General features: G+C 62.6%; 21 protein-coding genes and 1 pseudogene. 13 read left to right on the top strand and 9 right to left on the bottom strand.

All coding sequences use genetic code 11. The features are described from left to right. Positions 1 to 1601: 1601 nt before the first annotated feature. Positions 1602 to 2339 (top strand): DUF4376 domain-containing protein, encoded by a 738-nt coding sequence (locus ABD022_RS14730; protein ID WP_343822168.1) that lies wholly within the window; start codon positions 1602 to 1604, stop codon positions 2337 to 2339. On the opposite strand, the gene ABD022_RS14725 is transcribed toward ABD022_RS14730, so the two are convergent. Continuing rightward, complete coding sequence (locus ABD022_RS14725) at positions 2322 to 3308, bottom strand: tyrosine-type recombinase/integrase (protein ID WP_343822166.1); 987 nt, start codon at positions 3306 to 3308, stop codon at positions 2322 to 2324. The two genes, ABD022_RS14730 and ABD022_RS14725, sit on opposite strands and share 18 nt — an antisense overlap. A gap of 87 nt (positions 3309 to 3395) precedes the next feature. Here ABD022_RS14725 and ABD022_RS14720 point away from each other — a divergent pair, with 87 nt between their 5' ends. The 11 genes and pseudogenes from ABD022_RS14720 to ABD022_RS14675 all read left to right on the top strand — a co-directional run bounded on the left by ABD022_RS14720 (position 3396) and on the right by ABD022_RS14675 (position 9498). Beyond that, on the top strand, positions 3396 to 3713 hold the full coding sequence (locus tag ABD022_RS14720) for a hypothetical protein (RefSeq protein ID WP_343822164.1): 318 nt from the start codon (positions 3396 to 3398) through the stop codon (positions 3711 to 3713). Next, positions 3713 to 3997: a hypothetical protein gene (locus ABD022_RS14715; protein ID WP_343822162.1), complete on the top strand. Its 285-nt coding sequence runs from the start codon at positions 3713 to 3715 to the stop codon at positions 3995 to 3997. The genes ABD022_RS14720 and ABD022_RS14715 overlap by 1 nt, the downstream gene beginning before the upstream one ends. Beyond that, complete coding sequence (locus ABD022_RS14710; protein WP_343822160.1) at positions 3991 to 4527, top strand: glycoside hydrolase family 108 protein; 537 nt, start codon at positions 3991 to 3993, stop codon at positions 4525 to 4527. Before ABD022_RS14715 ends, ABD022_RS14710 begins: the two co-directional genes overlap by 7 nt. Continuing rightward, complete coding sequence (locus ABD022_RS14705) at positions 4524 to 5027, top strand: DUF2514 family protein (protein ID WP_343822158.1); 504 nt, start codon at positions 4524 to 4526, stop codon at positions 5025 to 5027. The genes ABD022_RS14710 and ABD022_RS14705 overlap by 4 nt, the downstream gene beginning before the upstream one ends. A gap of 141 nt (positions 5028 to 5168) precedes the next feature. After that, entirely contained in the window at positions 5169 to 6455 is a 1287-nt protein-coding gene (locus ABD022_RS14700; protein ID WP_343822156.1) for an AAA family ATPase, read from the top strand. Next, on the top strand, positions 6442 to 6888 hold the full coding sequence (locus tag ABD022_RS14695; RefSeq protein WP_343822154.1) for a hypothetical protein: 447 nt from the start codon (positions 6442 to 6444) through the stop codon (positions 6886 to 6888). Before ABD022_RS14700 ends, ABD022_RS14695 begins: the two co-directional genes overlap by 14 nt. Positions 6889 to 6930: 42 nt before the next feature. After that, a pseudogene (locus ABD022_RS14855) lies at positions 6931 to 7137 on the top strand (XF1762 family protein); the annotation flags it as partial. A gap of 190 nt (positions 7138 to 7327) precedes the next feature. Continuing rightward, positions 7328 to 7579, top strand: coding sequence for a hypothetical protein (locus ABD022_RS14685; RefSeq protein ID WP_343822152.1), 252 nt, complete (start codon positions 7328 to 7330; stop codon positions 7577 to 7579). After that, positions 7467 to 7697: a hypothetical protein gene (locus tag ABD022_RS14850; RefSeq protein ID WP_425545243.1), complete on the top strand. Its 231-nt coding sequence runs from the start codon at positions 7467 to 7469 to the stop codon at positions 7695 to 7697. The genes ABD022_RS14685 and ABD022_RS14850 overlap by 113 nt, the downstream gene beginning before the upstream one ends. 165 nt (positions 7698 to 7862) lie before the next feature. Then, positions 7863 to 8474 (top strand): hypothetical protein, encoded by a 612-nt coding sequence (locus tag ABD022_RS14680; RefSeq protein WP_343822150.1) that lies wholly within the window; start codon positions 7863 to 7865, stop codon positions 8472 to 8474. A 526-nt stretch (positions 8475 to 9000) separates the two neighbouring features. Further along, entirely contained in the window at positions 9001 to 9498 is a 498-nt protein-coding gene (locus ABD022_RS14675) for a VOC family protein (protein WP_325124059.1), read from the top strand. Here the strand turns inward: ABD022_RS14675 and ABD022_RS14670 are convergent. From ABD022_RS14670 to ABD022_RS14630, 8 genes are all read right to left on the bottom strand, one after another. Further along, entirely contained in the window at positions 9495 to 10799 is a 1305-nt protein-coding gene (locus tag ABD022_RS14670; RefSeq protein WP_325124058.1) for a Y-family DNA polymerase, read from the bottom strand. The two genes, ABD022_RS14675 and ABD022_RS14670, sit on opposite strands and share 4 nt — an antisense overlap. Next, a complete protein-coding gene (locus ABD022_RS14665) occupies positions 10757 to 11194 on the bottom strand; it encodes a LexA family protein (protein ID WP_325124057.1) in 438 nt (145 codons plus the stop codon). Before ABD022_RS14665 ends, ABD022_RS14670 begins: the two co-directional genes overlap by 43 nt. A 308-nt stretch (positions 11195 to 11502) precedes the next feature. Then, positions 11503 to 12225 (bottom strand): 7-cyano-7-deazaguanine synthase QueC, encoded by a 723-nt coding sequence (gene queC / locus ABD022_RS14655; protein WP_325124056.1) that lies wholly within the window; start codon positions 12223 to 12225, stop codon positions 11503 to 11505. Next, positions 12222 to 12890, bottom strand: a complete 669-nt coding sequence (locus tag ABD022_RS14650; protein ID WP_325124055.1) for a 7-cyano-7-deazaguanine/7-aminomethyl-7-deazaguanine transporter — start codon at positions 12888 to 12890, stop codon at positions 12222 to 12224. The genes queC and ABD022_RS14650 overlap by 4 nt, the downstream gene beginning before the upstream one ends. A gap of 148 nt (positions 12891 to 13038) precedes the next feature. Continuing rightward, entirely contained in the window at positions 13039 to 14658 is a 1620-nt protein-coding gene (groL, locus tag ABD022_RS14645; protein ID WP_325124054.1) for a chaperonin GroEL, read from the bottom strand. Positions 14659 to 14688: 30 nt separating this feature from the next. After that, complete coding sequence (groES, locus tag ABD022_RS14640) at positions 14689 to 15006, bottom strand: co-chaperone GroES (RefSeq protein WP_325124053.1); 318 nt, start codon at positions 15004 to 15006, stop codon at positions 14689 to 14691. Positions 15007 to 15191: 185 nt separating this feature from the next. Further along, a complete protein-coding gene (locus tag ABD022_RS14635; RefSeq protein ID WP_325124052.1) occupies positions 15192 to 15824 on the bottom strand; it encodes a diguanylate cyclase in 633 nt (210 codons plus the stop codon). A gap of 84 nt (positions 15825 to 15908) precedes the next feature. Continuing rightward, a complete protein-coding gene (locus tag ABD022_RS14630) occupies positions 15909 to 16130 on the bottom strand; it encodes a YgdI/YgdR family lipoprotein (RefSeq protein WP_325124051.1) in 222 nt (73 codons plus the stop codon). 226 nt (positions 16131 to 16356) lie between these two features. Between ABD022_RS14630 and ABD022_RS14625 the strand changes: the two genes are divergently transcribed. Continuing rightward, on the top strand, positions 16357 to 16965 hold the full coding sequence (locus tag ABD022_RS14625; RefSeq protein ID WP_325124050.1) for an ABC transporter ATP-binding protein: 609 nt from the start codon (positions 16357 to 16359) through the stop codon (positions 16963 to 16965). Positions 16966 to 16967: the final 2 nt, after the last annotated feature.

Raw genomic sequence — 16967 nt, 5'->3', positions numbered from 1 at the left:
GATGCAACCCAAGGGCACCGGCACAAGCTGCAAGGTAGCCCGCAAGGCGGAGTTTCTTCGGGGATCAGCGCCTACAGTTTCCCGCGCTCTTCCTCAGGTGTTGGAGACTCATCAGCAGACAACACAGGGGGTACGGTCTGGGCGACGAACGCCGTCACAGATCTGCTTTCTGACGGGACTCACGGTGCTCCACGAATATCGTCCGAAACGCGCGGAAGCTCGACCGCAGTCGCGCCCGCGATTCTGGTTTAGATGAGCACGACGGGAAGAATGGCAGTATTCGGCCCGCGCGTCTCCACGCCGCCCGCGCTCGCTACTGTGGTTGGAATGTACGATCCATTGGCGATTGTGCTGAGCTGGAAATTTGCTGTTGATGATGTGACGTCTACGCCGTCGACCGTTGTTGTCCCAGATCCCCGGTCCATGTAAGTCGCGGCTCCCTGGTCGTTGTACTTGTGGTTGTGTTTACCCAAACTGTCCGCCTGGAACGTTCCCGCCGCTCTCGCATTCGCAGCAGCGCAGTCAGATGAGGACTGCGGGCAAGACGCGCGAGTTGGCACCTCGGGTCTCGTATGACATGCGTGGTGCGCCGTGCGTGCCATCGGACACGGGGCCGCGGATAAAGTTTGATGACCAGGTTGGAGACCCGGCTGCGAGCGACGTCAGTCCCGATGAACCGGCTGAAGATCCGTAATTCAGTACCTCGAATTTGTGCCCCTGGAATGCGTCGGCCTGGTACGCGCCCGGCCCCATAGGATTCGCAGCGGAACGGTCACACAAGGACCACAGCGCTGACGCGCGACGCCGCACCACGCGTCTCTACTGATGCGCGAGAAGATCGCCCAGAATCGAACTCCAGAATCCCCGGCCACTTTACCGACGATCCTGAATTGGCAGCAAACGGAACAGCCTGCGCGCCGCTTTTGTACAGCGCACTATCAGCGGCGCCTTGGTCGAACGCCGTCGCCGTGTTGACGACGCCCAGGCTGCCGGTGATGCGTTGTAGCGCATCGCTTTGATAGAAACCGGGCTGCGCCGGATTCGCAGCGAAGCGGTCAGATCAGGACGACGGCGGCCACGCGGGGCCCGGCGACGCGGGTTTCGGACGAGGTCCTGGCAACTCGCGAAGCGTCGAAGTCTACGGAGCCATACGATGCCCCGCCGGTGCCGGCCGCTCCGTTTCCCGTCGCGAATACAGACCGCATGGCGCCGGAAGTTCCGGACGATGAGCCAGCGCCAAATACGCCAGCGGCAGTGCCTGTGATGTTCTGCAATGCGTCCGCCTGGTAGTGGCCGGGCCCCGCCGGATTCGCAGCAAGGCAGTCAGATCAGGACCACCGGCGCGACGCGGACGTTCTCTGGGGCCGTCTCTGCACCACCAGTCTTTCCGATCGCGCCGTCAGCAGCGATCGGACTTGCTGATGTGTCCGGCCGCAGAATGTCGTAAGACGTTCCGCTGGCAACCGACACATAACGGACCCGGTGGCCGTGCGATGCGAGCGTGTGACTCTTGAACGCTCCAGCTCCCGCCGGATTCGCAGTTCTGTAGTCACTTTCCTTTTCTCAACCCTTTCGCCCCGCCAGTCGGGGCTGGAGTCGTTATGCTTACCGTCTATCAGATTGATGATCAGGCCCTGCTGCAGGGCGATGCGCCGCATGCGCGTGAGGCGCCCACGAAGGGGCACCTGCAGGTCCTGATTGCGCCGCCGACGGTCCCGGCCGGCCATGCCGCCCGCTGGGTGACTGCGCTGCATCCGGTCATTGACACCAAGACTTACGGCAACCCGGGCACAGGGTCCTGGGAAGTCATCGAGGACCATCGCAAAGACACGCTCTGGCTGGGCCATGGGAAGCCCTACGTCCTGGGCGAAGACGCGGACGGCAAGGCCTACGACGGCCTGGGACCGGTGCCGGAGTGGCTGTACGCCGAAGAGCCGCCGGCGCCCGAGCCGACACTGGCCGAGCTGCGCGCCGCGAAGCAGGCGGCCGCCACAGCGAAGCGGTGGGAAGTCATGACCGGCGGCATCACGCTGCAGACCGGCGTGCGCGTGGGTACGTCGATCGACGACCAGAATCGCATCACATCGGTCGTGGCCAATGCTGCGCTGGCCGGCCTGCAGGATACCGACGAAGTCGATTTCAAGGCCGAAACCGGGTGGGTCCGTGTCACCGTCGCAGACGTGAAGCAGATCGCTGGCGCAATCGGGCAATTCGTTCAGGCGTGCTACACGGCCGAGCGCGTGCATCACGATGCCATCGCGGCACTGCCGGATGATCGCGCCGCTATTGAAGGCTACGACGTGTCCGCGGGCTGGCCGGAATCAGGCGGCGAGGCGTAGCTGTTCGGACTGCCAGCGGCCGAGTTTGGAGCGCATGAGCTGCTGGGCCAGGTCTCTGCCTCTGGGGTTGTAGTACCGCATGAGCATGCGCGTGTCCCGGTGGCCGGTGACCTTGGCCAGCGCGTGCGCGGGGTAGACGTCTGACAGCGTCGTCGTGGCTTCGTGCCGTAGGTCGTGCAGCCTCAGGTCGGCGAAATACGCCCGCACCGGTCGGCGACCGTGTTGCTTGCACAGCGCCTCGTATTGCCTGCGGGCTCGATCGCGGGCCCGGGCGAAGGTGCGGGTCATGGCCCCGGCCGTCACGTTGAAGATCCGGCCGCGCATGGGCCGGCCGGCGAGCCAGCGACGCAGGGCATCCCTGGCGAACGGGGAGAGCGGCACATAGCGGGTGTCTCCGTTCTTGGTGTCCGTCAGCGTGACGACGCCATGGGTCAGGTCGATCTGTTCGCGCCGGAGCATCACGATTTCGGAGCGGCGCATGCCGGTCTCGACGGCCAGGCGCAGGATGGTGGGCAGCGTCTCTGACTTGGTGGCGCGGATGATCCAGTCGAGTTCGCTGCGTGGGCAGTCAGCCTGGTCTAAGCCATTGAGCCGGATCCGCGTGAATAGTCTCCGGTCCCGGGCGTCGTCTACGACTGGGCGCGTCACAAGCTGCACGGGGTTGGCCAGCCAGGTGTAGCCCCATTCTTTGCGGGCCACGGTGTAGAGATGCGAGATCAGCGCCAACCTGCGGTTGACCGTGCCCGGCTTGCGATCTTGCAGCCACTCGTCGCGCAGGCGCTGTAGGTCTTGCGGCGTGACCCGCGCCAGGTTGCGACTGGCCAGGCCGGTGCGCAGCCAGATCCGCGCTACTGACTGCTCTTGCGAGTGGCTTTTCTTCCGGGCTGACACCTCGGACAGGTAGCGCTCCAGGGCCTGGGCGAGGGTAGGGAGGTTGCGCACCAGGCGCAAGCGACGACGTGGGTTCATGGCATCAACAAAAAGCCCGGTTGTAGGCCGGGCATCAGGATTTATCAACCGCCCGCCCTGCGCGGGTATTTTTTTGGGAAACGCAGGATGCAAATACCGGAAGAGGGCCTGTGGCCGCTGATCGCAGGCGCAGCAGGGGCGGCGCTGTCGCTGCAATTCATCGAGGGCATGACGTGGAAGCAGAAAGGCGTCATGACGATCACGGGCACGCTCTCGGCGGCCCTGCTGACAACCCCGCTCATGGAGTGGGTTGGTATGCCGGCGTCCTGGTCCAACGGCATGAGCTTTCTGGTCGGCCTGTTTTCTTGGGCGGCTGTCGGCGGCGTGATGCACACCCTGCAGAAAGCCGACTGGTGGGGACTGATTCAGGATGTTGTGCGCCGCATTTTCAATCGGGGGGCGTGATGGTCATCACATTCATTGCCGCGCATCTACTGATTGCGCTGGCCTGTTGCTGGGCGGTGGTGCGGCCGCACGTGGGTGAGGGCGTGCTGGGGAAATTCAGCCTGATCGTTCTGTGCTTCGCGTCGATCGCCTGCGCCGCCTGGGGCTGGATCCTGCCAGAGACCGTGGACCGGTCGGAAACCGTGTTTGCTGTCGCAGCCGCCGGTCTGGCCGGGCGCTGCTACTGGATAAAGGCGTGCCGGCCGGTGCGCAAGTCGATCAAACGGAGGATCCGCAAATGCTGACCTGTGCCGTAGCACCGCCGCCGCCCGGCAGCGTCATCACATTCGACACGGCATTCGAGCGTCTGATCGGCCACGAGGGCGGCTACGTCAATCACCCCGACGACCCGGGCGGCGAAACGAACTGGGGTATTACGAAGCGCACCGCGGCCGAGGATGGATACACGGGCAACATGCGCGATCTGACGCGCGACCAAGCCAAGGAGATCTACCGCACGGCGTACTGGGGCCGAGCCCGTTGCGATGAATTCGACGGCGCGATCGCGTTTCAAGTATTCGACGCGGCCGTGAACCATGGAATTGGCAACGCCATCCGATTCCTGCAGCGCGCTGTGGGGGTAGCGGCCGATGGATCGATGGGGCCAGTCACGATGGATGCAATCAAACGGATGGACGTGACTGACGTGCTGGCCAGATTCAACGCCGCGCGCCTGCGCTTTTACACATCGTTGTCGACTTGGCCGTCGTTTGGCCGCGGCTGGGCCAATCGCACGGCCGGAAATCTGGATTATTCGGCAGAGGACACGCCATGATCGCCGCCGCGCTCAAGGCCCTGAGCGGCTGGAAGGGCTACGCGGCGGCCGCCCTGGCCGGGGCCCTGATCGCCGGGCCCGCCGTCTGGACGGCGCAGGGCTGGCACTACGACGCCAAGATCTCGGGCATGGAGCGCGACCAGGCCCAGCAGATCGCAGACGCCCAGGCGCTGGCCAGGGCAACAGAACAGCGCCGCTGGGCGGTGCGCGAGGAAATCATCAATGATGCAAAGACACAAACCGCTGCTGCGCTGGCTGATGCTGATCGCGCCCGTGCTGCTTCTGAGCGCCTGCGCCAGCAAGTCGCTCGTCTCAGTGCCGCCGCCCGCAATCCCGCCTCTGCCGGCGAAAGCCAGGGTCAGTCAGGTGCCGATACCCTCGATCTGCTCGTCCGGCTGCTCAGCGGGCTGGACGAGGCTGGTCGAGACGTCAGTGGATTCGCTGATCAACTCAGAATAGCGGGGCTGGCGTGCGAAAGGGGATATGACTCGCTGCCCTGACGCCCACCCGGGCGCTGCGGGTGATGGGTGCTGATTCATTGCCCAGAAGGGAGTGATGGAATAGGGAAGGAGGAGCTATTTCTATGTTATGTTACGACTCGAAATTATCAAAAAGGGAGTCGCCTTCCGGCTCGAATTCTCATGCCTAAGCTTCTCGTCAAGTCTTTCTCGTGCATTGATCACGCAGAGATGAAATTTTCTCCTTTTACTGTTTTAGTTGGCCCTCAAGCCAGCGGGAAAAGTGTTATATGCAAATTAGCATATTTTTTTCTCGATATTTTACATCAAAGAGGAGATTTAATTGAGAAAGAAAGACCTTATGAGGATTATTGTTCTCATGTTTCATCTAAGTTTCGGGAGTGGTTTCCTGTGGCTGCGTGGGGAAGTGAGAAATTTGAAATAACCTTTGAGGCTGGCGGCTACGGAGTGACAGTTTCCCGAGTGGCCTACCGAGGGAAAGTCAAGGATGATTTTAGAGTTAAGTTCAATGAGCCCACAAAGCAGTCATACCTGAAATGCCTGGAGTCTGCTGCTGCAACTAGAAAAAAGGTTACAGGGGATGAAGATGTTGGGTTCGAATTTTCGTGGCGGGTTTATGAGTCTGTCTCAAAATCCGCTAGAGATTTGATGGGCAAGGACGCAATTTGGACACAAAGTTTTATTCCGGCCGGAAGGTCTTTTTTTACAAGCATAGGAAAAGCTGTTATTGCTTTCGAGCAAGGGGGAATGCTGGATCCTATTACAGTCAGGTTTGGTAGGATTTTTGCGAATTCTAAAGATCGTGGCTATAGATATTATGCGGCCTCTTCCAAAAAAGAGTTGGAAAAAATAACAACCGCATTTGCAGATATTTTTGGTGGCGAACTAAAAGTCGATGGCGATAGAGAGTATGTGTTGACGTCTGACGGGAGAGAGGTGCCTCTGTCGGCATTGTCTTCAGGTCAACAAGAGTTGCTTCCTTTAATCACTATTTTGCCGCATCTGGTTAATATGCGTATGCTGGGAGAAAAAGGTGGAACATCAACTCGACTTGTATATATAGAAGAAATGGAGGCACATCTTTTTCCACAAGCACAGAGCCGGATGGTTGAGGTATTGGCTATGTTGCGGTCTATGAACGCCAAAAGATTGGGCATTGTACTAACGACGCATAGCCCCTATGTGCTTGCAAAAATTAATAATCTGATATATGCGGGTCAATTGGGAAACAAAAGAGACGAGAATTTAAAAAAATCCGTGGAAGGAGTGATAAAAAAAGATTCTTGGTTGATCGGCAATGCAGTTACTGCTTACGCAATAAAAGATAGAAATCTTGTCAAAATTATTGACAAAGATGGATTTATAGATGGGGATTATCTAGACGCCGTTTCAGGCGATATCGCTAAAGAGTTTTCAGCGCTTCAGGAGTTAGAGTATGGCGACCGGTGATCAATGCTCTCAATCTGTGCGTCATACTAGAGTGTGTGTTTCTGAGAAAGGAAAGTCAGCAACCATTCTCAATGAGGATAAAGAAAAATTCATAAAAACTCAAATTGATGGGTGTTTGGTTCAAAATGAAACCTCTGCTGATTGGATGGTCTCAAAAAATGGCGTAGGTCGTCTCATTATCGAATTGAAGGGTGTTGATATATCGCATGCCGCAGAACAAGTGATGGAGACGATAGATTTTTTGCGCAGATCCGGTTTTGGTGGGCAAAAAACTGCTGGCCTTATTGTGGGCCGAAGATATCCTAAGTTTGATACTAAAGTTCAAAAGATTAAACGGGATTTCTCAAAAAAAACTGGTGGCCCAATGCATGTGGTATGTAGGAATAGAGAATATGTTTTCGAGGAATTATTCGAATTCAGGGATTTGACATAACGTCTGAGCGAACAGGCGCGGATCACCCCGCTGAGGTTGACCGTGCTAGCGCGACGGCTGGCCAGGGAAGGGCAGCAGGCCGCCTACGCTGATGGCCGCCTGGTAGGCGTGGCCGTCGCCGGCCGTCCGGTGGCGCGCGCCTTGGCCGACGGCCTGACGGTCGAGGTGACCAGGGTTTGCACTGACGGTACGCGCAACGCATGTAGCGCCCTGCTGGGAGCTTCGCGCCGCGTGGCACTGGTCCTGGGCTACCAGCGCGGCATCACATACACGCTGGCCAGTGAGCCCGGCACCAGCCTGCGCGCCGCGCTGGGTGGCGTCATCCGTGGGATGTGCGCAGTCGCGGCTGGTCATGCGCGAGTCGCCCGCGTGCCGACGATCACCCGACCGAGGACAAGCATGCCTGGGGGTGGGGCGACTGGGCAACAGGGGATGGATCATGATCTGGCTGCAAGCGCTCTGGGGGCGCGTGTGGCCCTACGTCGCGGGCGCCGCCGGCATCGTCGTCGGCCTTTTTTTCGTCCGGCAGTCGGGCAAGTCCGCGGGCAGGCAAGAGGCAGAAACGGAGGTAATGCGACGTGATCAGCAAGCAAAACGAGAGGCCGATGCCGTGGCCAATGAAGTGGATCGGCTGGATGATGATTCTCTGCCTGACGAGTTTGACCGGCTGCACCGCGCCCGTCGCCGGTAATTTCTGCGACGTGTACCGGGTGGTGGATATGCCTGGGGACCAGGCCAAGCGGCTGGATCGCAAGTATCAGGAGCGCATCCTATCGAACGAGCGCTATCAGTTTCGGCTCTGCAAATAGGTCTGCGCCAGCGCGGCCGCTGCGGTGGATTGAGACTGAGGCGGCGACCTGGGAGAAGGTGTGTAGACGGTGATGTGCAAGGCTTCAGCAAGACTGGATTACGGCGGGAGGTTGTTTTTACAGTATGTAATAATTAAAAATTATCTCTCAAATGGATTTTCTCCGATGGAATCGATTGCGCCGCTCAACGTGTTGATCGCCATGTTTGTGCTGCAGATTGTCCTGTTCTCAACTATGTTGTTAGGAGTGGCAATGGACAGTTCTCGATCTGGGGCGTCTAGGTCTCCGGGCATCTATATTTTTCTATTTTTCTCGTTTGTTGTCTGCCTTTTGTTGCTTGTGTTTACTGACGAGGTCTATGCGATATGGAAACCAATGGTCCGGGACCTTTATGTGCCTACCTTGCCTAGAGCATCGGGAAAGCTGCTCGCATTTTCCTTGAATTATTTAACGGTTGCCTTTCTGATTCTATATACAGGTCGACGAAATAGTCCGCTTATGCCGATTCTTTTTCTCCTGCCGACGGTGTCAATATTCCTTCGTGATTTGCCCTCAATCACCCTTGTCTATGGGGGACTCAGTGCAGTGTATTATCTCGCGTTGTCATGCCAAGGAGGCGGAAAGCTACCTCGATTCATGGCTCCCCCCGAGCCTCTGCTGCCTTCCATGGCTATGGATCGTGCGGATGGGTATGGCGCGCATAGGATTGTGGCGATTCTGTGTCTTGCGATTACATTGATTATTGGGTATATCACAAGGCCGGTGCCCGTTGCCTAATCATGAGCCTGACGAAAGCGCCGATCCGCGCCGGCGGTGTTACGACTCATTGAGTTGGGGCGGCGGTGGGCATAGGGGTTCTGTGGCGCAACGTAGAATGACATGATTACGCCACGGTCAGGCTGGAAACCCGCATAAATACTAAAAAGGACGCGGGTTCAATTCCCCCCGGCTCCACCAGTCACCGAACCCCCTGAGCAATCAGGGGGTTTTCTTTTTTTCGCTCCGATAGTCCCATCAATAAGACCCGCCATGCATCGGACCCAGACGGCGCCGTTCCAGCCGCACTGCGTCAGGCGCGCTGGGCCCTGGCGCTGCCGAAAGGCATTGGGCCGAACACGCGGGCAAGGACCGAGAAAATCAGATCCGGAAACAGTATCCGGCCACGACTTCGTGTAAGCAGCCATTGCCCGTACTTGCGTGCATGCGCCCGGGCAGTCATGCTCGATTCCTTGCAGCCCGCGCCGGGGCGCCTGACCCTGGGGGCTTGCATTTCCCACGACGTGCATTGCTCGGGAGCATACATATGGCCAGCAAGAATACGATCTGTCTCTGGTATGACGGCGCTGCCCTGGAGGCAGCCCGGTTCTACGCCGCAGTCTTTCCGGACAGCGCAGTGGGCGACGTCGTCCATGCGCCCGGCGATTATCCATCGGGCAAGGAAGGCGACGTCCTGACGGTGGAGTTCACCGTCATGGGTATTCCCTGCCTGGGGCTGAATGGCGGCCCGGTGTTCAGCCACAACGAATCGTTTTCGTTCCAGATCGCGACGGACGACCAGGCGGAGACCGACCGCCTGTGGAACGCGATTGTCGGGAACGGCGGCCGGGAAAGCGCCTGCGGCTGGTGCAAGGACAAGTGGGGCATATCGTGGCAGATCACGCCCCGGATACTGACGGAGGCGCTGAAGGATCCGGACCGCGCGGCCGCCAGGCGTGCGTTCGAGGCCATGATGGGGATGGGGAAGATCGATGTGGCGGAAATCGAGCGGGCCTGGAAGGACGGAGGAGTGCAGGGGCCTTAGCCCACCTTCACCACATCCCCCCACTGCGTCGTGTAGCTCGGCGACCGGTGCGCCTGGCGCATGAGCCATCGCGCATCCGGCTCGTGCAGGGCGCTCGCCACCTGGATCATGCGGCTGCCGAATCGCTGGTTCAGCTGGTCCACCACCGCCATGGCCCGGGAAGATCTCACCATGTATTCCGGATCCTGCCCGAAAAGCTCGCCCTGCACGGGTCCGGCGGCTGCCGGCCGGACATCCAGCAGGCACACCCCCGCCTTGGCGTAGTCGAACCCCGGCCGGAACACAGAACGCAATCCGGCCAGCGCGGCCTTCAGCAGCACGGAGGTATGGTCCGTGGGCCTGTCCAGCGGCACGACGGCGTTGTCGGCGTGCCAGGGGCCGGTCCGGAAGCGGCTGGTCCGGATGTAGACCTGCACGACAGACGCGTGGGAATGCTGCTGTCGCAGTTTCTCGGCGGCGCGGCTGGTGAACAGGCTGACGGCCTGTTCCAGTTCGGTCAGGTCGCGCACGGGCCGCCCGAAGCTGCGGGTGGACATGATCTGCTGCTTGGGGGACGGCGCGTCTTCCCAGCCGATGGCGGGTTCGCCGCATAGTTCCCGGGCGGTCTTGGCCAGCACGATCGAGTATCGTCGCCGCAGTTCGTGCCGGTCTGCCCGCGCCAGGTCAGCTGCGGTGCGGATGCCGGAAGCTTCCAGGCTGGGGGCCAGGCGCCGGCCGACGCCCCAGACGTCGCCGACGGGCACGTGGCGGATGGCGCGCAGGAGTCCGGCATGGTTCAGGCCGGACAGGTCGCAGACCCCCTGCAGGCGCGGCAGGGACTTGGCCAGGTGGTTGGCGAGCTTGGCCAGGGTCTTGGTGGCGCCGATGCCGACGCAGGTGGGGATGCCCACCCAGCGCAGCACGCGCTGGCGGATCCGGGTGCCGATCTCGCGCCCCGTGCCGGGCAGCCCGGTCAGGTCCAGGAAGCATTCGTCGATGGAATAGATTTCCTGGGCCGGGGAGAACTGGCCGATGACGCGCATCATCCGGTCGCTCATGTCGCCATACAGGGCGAAGTTGGCGGAAATGGCAACCAGGCCCCGGGCCTGCAGGTGGCGGATGCTGAACCAGGGAGCGCCCATGGGGATGCCCATGGCCTTGGCCTCGGCCGTGCGCGCGATGGCGCAGCCGTCGTTGTTGGACAGCACGATGACGGGCTTGCCTTCCAGCGAGGGCCGCAAAACGCGTTCGCAGGCGCAATAGAAGCTGTTGCCGTCGATCAGCGCGATGCGTGGCGGCGGCCGGTGGGCTTGAGCACCCATGTGACGACTCCCCAGATGGCCAGTTCCTGGCCCTGGCGCAGCACGATGTCCGGAAAGGCGGGGTTGGCGGCCCGCAGGCGCACCTGGCCGTCGCGGCGATGCAGGGTCTTGACGGTGAATTCGCCATCGACCACGGCCACCACGATGTCGCCGTGCCGGGCTTCCATGGCGCGGTCCACGATCAGGCGGTCGCCGTCGTCGATGCCTGCGTCGCGCATGGACTCGCCCCGGACGTACATGTGGAAGGTGGCCTCGGGGTGCTGGATCAGTTCGGTGTTCAGGTCGATCCGCTTCTGAGCGTGGTCTTCCGCCGGGCTGGGAAAGCCGCAGCGCGCCGGGACCGCGACGTGGCGGCAGAGGGCGGGCTGCGATGAGATGAGGGCAGGGGCGTCCATGGCGAACGGATTGCTGTATGAATAAACAGTATTATATCGCCGCTGCCTCGCCCGCGATTGGCGCGAGAATCGAAATCCCTGTTTCTCATCGCCGCATGGCGCCGCACATCATGCAGACCTTCGATTTCAAGCATGTGGGCGTCTTTTCCGGCGAACCCCTGAAGGGCAACCCCCTGGCGGTGGTGATGGCCGCCGACGATCTTCCTGCTGCAGCCGACGACGCCGCAGGCGGACTATCGCGTGCGCATCTTCACGCCGGGCGCGAGCTGCCGTTTGCCGGGCATCCCACGCCGGGTGCCTGCGCGGTTTCAGCCGGCCTGCCGCCGTGCCAGCCAGTCGCGGTGGCCCCGCGCGCGCAGCGCGCAGGCGGGGCATTCGCCGCAGCCGTAGCCCCAGGCGTGCAGGGTGTCGCGGCGGTTCAGGTAGCAGGTATGGGTGTCGGTGCGCACCAGTTCGGCCAGCGCGTCGCCGCCCAGTTCCCGGGCGAGCTCCCAGGTGTCGGCCTTGTCCAGCCACATCAGCGGGGTTTCCAGCGTCAGGGGACGGTCGATTCCCAGGCTCAGCGCCACCTGCAGCGCCTTGAGGGTGTTGTCGCGGCAGTCCGGATAGCCGGAATAGTCCGTCTGCGACATGCCGCCCACCAGCACGTCCAGGCCGCGCCGGTAGGCCAGCGCGGCAGCCAGGGTGAAGAACAGCAGGTTGCGGCCCGGCACGAAGGTGTTGGGCAGGCCGTCGGCCTGCAGGGCGATGGCGATATCGCTGGTCATGGCCGAGGCGCCCAGCTGGCCCAGCACGTCGACATTCAGCAGATGGTCGTCTCCCATCCGCTGCGCCCATTCGGGCCGCAGTCCGGCCAGGCGCTGGCGCAGCGTGGCACGACAGTCCAGTTCGGCACGGTGGCGCTGGCCGTAGTCGAAGCCGATGGTCTCGACGTGGCTGCAATGCGCCAGCGCCCAGGCCAGGCAGGTGGTGGAATCCTGCCCGCCGGAAAACAGGACCAGGGCGCGGCGGGCGGGCCGGGGCGCGCTCACGCCGTGGCCGGCAGGGCGTCGCGCCGTTTCATGATGCGCACGATCGTGTTCAGGGCGACGCCGTACATCGGCACGAACAGCAGCAGGCTGACGGTCAGCTTGATGGCGTAGTCCACGGCGGCGATTTCTCCCCAGTGGGCGGCCATGAAGGGGTTGTCGCTGCGCCAGAAGGCGATGCCGAAGAAGGCCAGGGTGTCCAGCGCCTGCCCGAGCACGGCGGATGCCGCGGGCGCCACCCACCATTGCACGTAGCCGCGTCGCATGCGGTCGAACACGCGCACGTCCAGCAGCTGGCCCAGGACGTAGGCCGCGAAGCTGGCGAAGGCGATGCGGAAGACGAATGTGTTGAATTCGCCCAGTGCGGCAAAACCGTTGAAGCGGCCTTCGTGGAACAGCACCGATACGACGTAGGAGACGACCAGCGCCGGGATCATGGCGCGCAGGATCACGCGGCGCGCCTCGGCCTTGCCGATCAGGCGCACGGTCAGGTCGGTGGCCAGGAAGATGAAGGGAAAGCTGAAGGCGCCCCAGGTGCTGTGGAAGCCGAACAGGTCGATGGGCAGCTGCACCAGGTAGTTGCTGGCGATGATGATGAGGATGTGGAATGCGACCAGCAGGGCGAGATAGAACGAAACCCGCGGCTGCGGCAGGGATGTGGAAGTCATGTGAGCCTTTTTGGTGGATGGGGTGAGGGAACCCATGGGATTGCGGGGGGATTATACGACGGGCCGCGCCCGGAGGCGCGGCCCGTCATGCCCGGCGGGCGGGAACCCGCCGGGCGTTCGGCGCTGAAGGCGCTGAACCGCAGCTGGATCAGAAGTCCATGCCGCCCGCCGGGGCCGGCGCCTTGTCCTTCTTGGGCAGTTCGCCGACGCAGGCCTCGGTGGTCAGGATCAGGCTGGCGATCGAGGCGGCATTCTGCAGCGCCGTGCGGGTCACCTTGGTGGGATCCACGACGCCGAGCTCGACCAGGTCGCCGTATTGGCCGCTGGCCGCATCGTAGCCGAAGTTGCCTTCGGCGGCCGCGACCTTGGCGATCACGACCGAGGGCTCGTCGCCGGCGTTGGCCGCGATGGCGCGCAGGGGCTCTTCGATCGCCCGGGCCACGAGCTGGATGCCCGCGTCCTGGTCGCTGTTGCTGCCCTTGAGCGTGGCCAGCGCCTTGCCGGCACGCAGCAGCGCCACGCCGCCGCCGGGCACGATGCCTTCCTCGACGGCGGCACGGGTGGCGTGCAGCGCATCGTCGACGCGGTCCTTCTTTTCCTTCATCTCGACTTCGGTCGCGGCGCCGACCTTGATCACCGCCACGCCGCCGGCCAGCTTGGCCACGCGCTCCTGCAGCTTCTCGCGGTCATAGTCGCTGGTGGCCTGCTCGATCTGCGACTGGATGGCCTTGATCCGGCCGTCGATGCGTTCCTGCTTGCCCGCGCCTCCCACGATGATCGTGTTTTCCTTGTGCACCTCGATGCGCTTGGCGCTGCCCAGGTCGGCCAGTTCGGTCTTTTCGAGCTGCTTGCCGGTTTCCTCGGAGATCAGCGTCGCGCCGGTGAGGATGGCGATATCTTCCAGCATGGCCTTGCGGCGGTCGCCGAAGCCCGGCGCCTTGACCGCGGCCACCTTCAGCACGCCGCGCATCGTGTTGACCACCAGGGTGGCCAGGGCTTCGCCCTCGACGTCCTCGGCCACGATCAGCAGCGGCTTGCCGGCCTTGGCTGCCGCTTCCAGCACGGGCAGCAGGTCGCGGATGCTGGAGATCTTCTTGTCGTGCAGCAGGACCAGCGGGTCTTCCAGGACCGCCACCTGCTTCTCGGGGTCGGTGATGAAGTAGGGGCTGAGGTAGCCGCGGTCGAACTGCATGCCCTCGACGACTTCGAGTTCGTTGTCCAGCGATTTTCCGTCCTCGACCGTGATCACGCCTTCCTTGCCGACCTTGTCCATGGCATCGGCGATGATCTTGCCGACGGACGGGTCGGAGTTGGCCGACAGGGCTGCCACCTGCGAGATCTCCTTGCTTGTGGAGATCGGCTTGGACAGGGTCTTGAGCTGGTCGACCACAGTGCCGACGGCCTTGTCGATCCCGCGCTTCAGGTCCATGGGGTTGATCCCCGCGGCCACGTGTTTCAGGCCGCCCTGGACGATGGCCTGGGCCAGGACCGTCGCGGTGGTGGTGCCGTCGCCCGCCACGTCGGCGGTCTTGGAGGCGACTTGCTTGACGATCTGCGCGCCGATGTTCTCGAACTTGTCCTCGAGTTCGATCTCCTTGGCGACGGACACGCCGTCCTTGGTGATGACCGGGGCGCCGAAGCTGCGTTCGAGCAGGACGTTGCGGCCCTTCGGGCCCAGTGTCACGCGCACGGCGTTGGCCAGGGTGTTGACCCCCTTGACCACGCGCGCGCGGGCATTGTCATGGAAAAGCACTTCTTTCGCGCTCATCTCGATACTCCTGGAATCCGTGAAAAAAGTTCAGGCGGCTTTCTTGGCGGCCTGGGGCTCGCCTTCGATGACGGCCAGCACCTCGTCTTCGCGCATGACCAGGTATTCCTGGCCATCGACCTTGACGGCCTGGCCGGCATATTTGCCGAACAGGATGCGCTCGCCGACCTTCAGGTCCAGGGCGCGCAGGGTGCCGTTCTCAAGCCGCTTGCCGTTGCCCACGGCGATGACTTCGCCCTGTTCGGGCTTTTCCTTGGCAGAGTCGGGAATCACGATGCCGGATGCCGTCGTGCGTTCCTGTTCGATTCGCTTGACGACGATCCGGTCGTGAAGGGGACGAATCTCCATGATCAATCTCCTTGTTGCAGATCACCAAAAAGGAATCAGGACGGGGCGCAGGCCCGCGGAGCACGGGTCTCCGGGGTGCGCCGATCCAGGCAGCCGGGGTGCTGCGATGGTTCAGATAGTGGCCGGCGGCGGGGGATTCAAGCCCGAGATTGAAACCAGATGAAACATCATTCGGGCAGGCAGGCCTACCCGTGCAGCAGGCGCCGGCCCCTGCCCAGGCGGTATACGTCCCGGCCGCTGCGGTGGCGATCGTAGGGCATGGGCGTGACCGGGCACGCATCCTGGCGCGTGCGGCCGTCGTGCAGCGTGATGTCGTCTTCGTCCAGGCTGCCCCAGACGCCGGCGGCCCGAGGCCGGAACAGCCAGCGCACATATCCTTTTGTGGCGGCGAGATCCAGCAGGGCGTCGAGATCGGGCGCATCCACGATGGCCATGCGTCCTTCGGGTTCATCCGGGTAGGAGCCGAACGCGCGGTGGCAGGCCATGGTCTCGCTGACCGGGGCGTTCAGGCGCCACCAGGGACGGTGGTTGCTGCGTTCGAGATCCCACGCGCCCAGGCGCCAGGCGGCTTCCAGCATGGCCTCGTCCAGGGTTTCGATCCGGCGCCAGCGTACGTCGATCTGCATTGCCGAGCCGGGCACCGGACGGGGCGGGATTTCGATCCCGGGCACCTGGACGGGGGTGTGGCGCCTGAATCCGTGCCAGTGCAGGATCAGGACGGGCGGCGCGTCGGGCTTGGCCACGGTGCTCAGGGTCACCGCGTAGAGCGGCAGGCCCATTGCGTCCGCCTGCGATTGAATCGTTTCGAGGATCCTCATGTCGAACCTCATGGCGATACCCCATTGCGGTCCATTTTATGCAGGCGGCCCCGGAATGCAAGGCCGGGCGTGGGGCCGGCCCTGCTAGTCCACTTCCTCGATCCGCTTGACGTCGGACTTGTTGACCTTGACTTCGCGGCCGCCCTTTTCATAGGTGACGAAGCCGTCGTCCGTGTCGGTGTTCGGCGCGTCGGCGGTGTAGTCGGTGCGGCCGTCCTGCGTGGTGACGGTGGATGGCGACGAGCAGGCAGCCAGGATGCTGCCGCTTGCGAGGATGGCAAGGAACGTGAGTATTGTCTTGGTCATGAGCGCCTCCTGATAAGAATGGTCTCAAGGGCACCTTATCAAGGCGTTCCAGAAGGCATTGTAAGCAGGTCGGACAGGGGCAATGGGCTGCGCCGGCCGGGATCGGCGCCGCGCCCCTCTGCCGGCAGGGGAGCGCGGTGCGGCCGGGATGGTAGGCTCCGCTGACAAAATCGCACAGGAACGCCCGTTCTTTCAGAAATTGTGTAACGTGCGTACACTTGCGGGCATGCTACGCATCGACAATCTAGGCAAGCGCTACGGCGATCATCTCGTCTTCCAGGGGCTCACCCGCGCGTTCGAGCCCGGCTGCGTGGCGTTCTGCGAAGAAGACAGCACCGGCAAGTCCACCCTGCTGGGCATCATCGCGGGCGTGATCGCGCCAGACGAAGGCGATGTCTGGATCGACGGCCATTCCCTGGCCCATGCGCCGCGGCAGGCCAGGGCCCGCCTGGCCTACGTGCCCGACGATTGCATGGCGTTTCCTTCCCTCACGGGGCGAGGCTGGCTGGAACAGGCCGCCGCACAGAAGAATGCCGCCCTGGACGGCGCCGTGCTGGACCTGGCCGGCCGGCTGGGGCTGGAACAGCACCTGGACAAGCGCTTCGAGCAGATGTCGACCGGCACGCGCCGCAAGGTCTTCCTGGCGGCCGCCGCACTGGGCGATCCGGCCGTCGTCGTCGCCGATGGGCCGAGCAACGGGCTGGACGCACAGGCCCGCGCGGCGCTGGCCGAGCAGTTCAAGGCCTGGTCCCGGGACCGTGTCGTGCTGTTCGCCAGCCATGATGAAGCACTGGTGCGCGCCTGCGGGGCGCGCACGGCCCGGGTCGTCGAATGACC

Origin of the sequence: Castellaniella daejeonensis (assembly GCF_039523555.1) — a bacterium.
Taxonomy (GTDB): Bacteria; Pseudomonadota; Gammaproteobacteria; order Burkholderiales; family Burkholderiaceae_B; genus Castellaniella; species Castellaniella daejeonensis.
The sequence above is the reverse complement of the archived record's forward strand: the minus strand, read 5'-3'. Positions and strand labels throughout refer to the sequence as shown.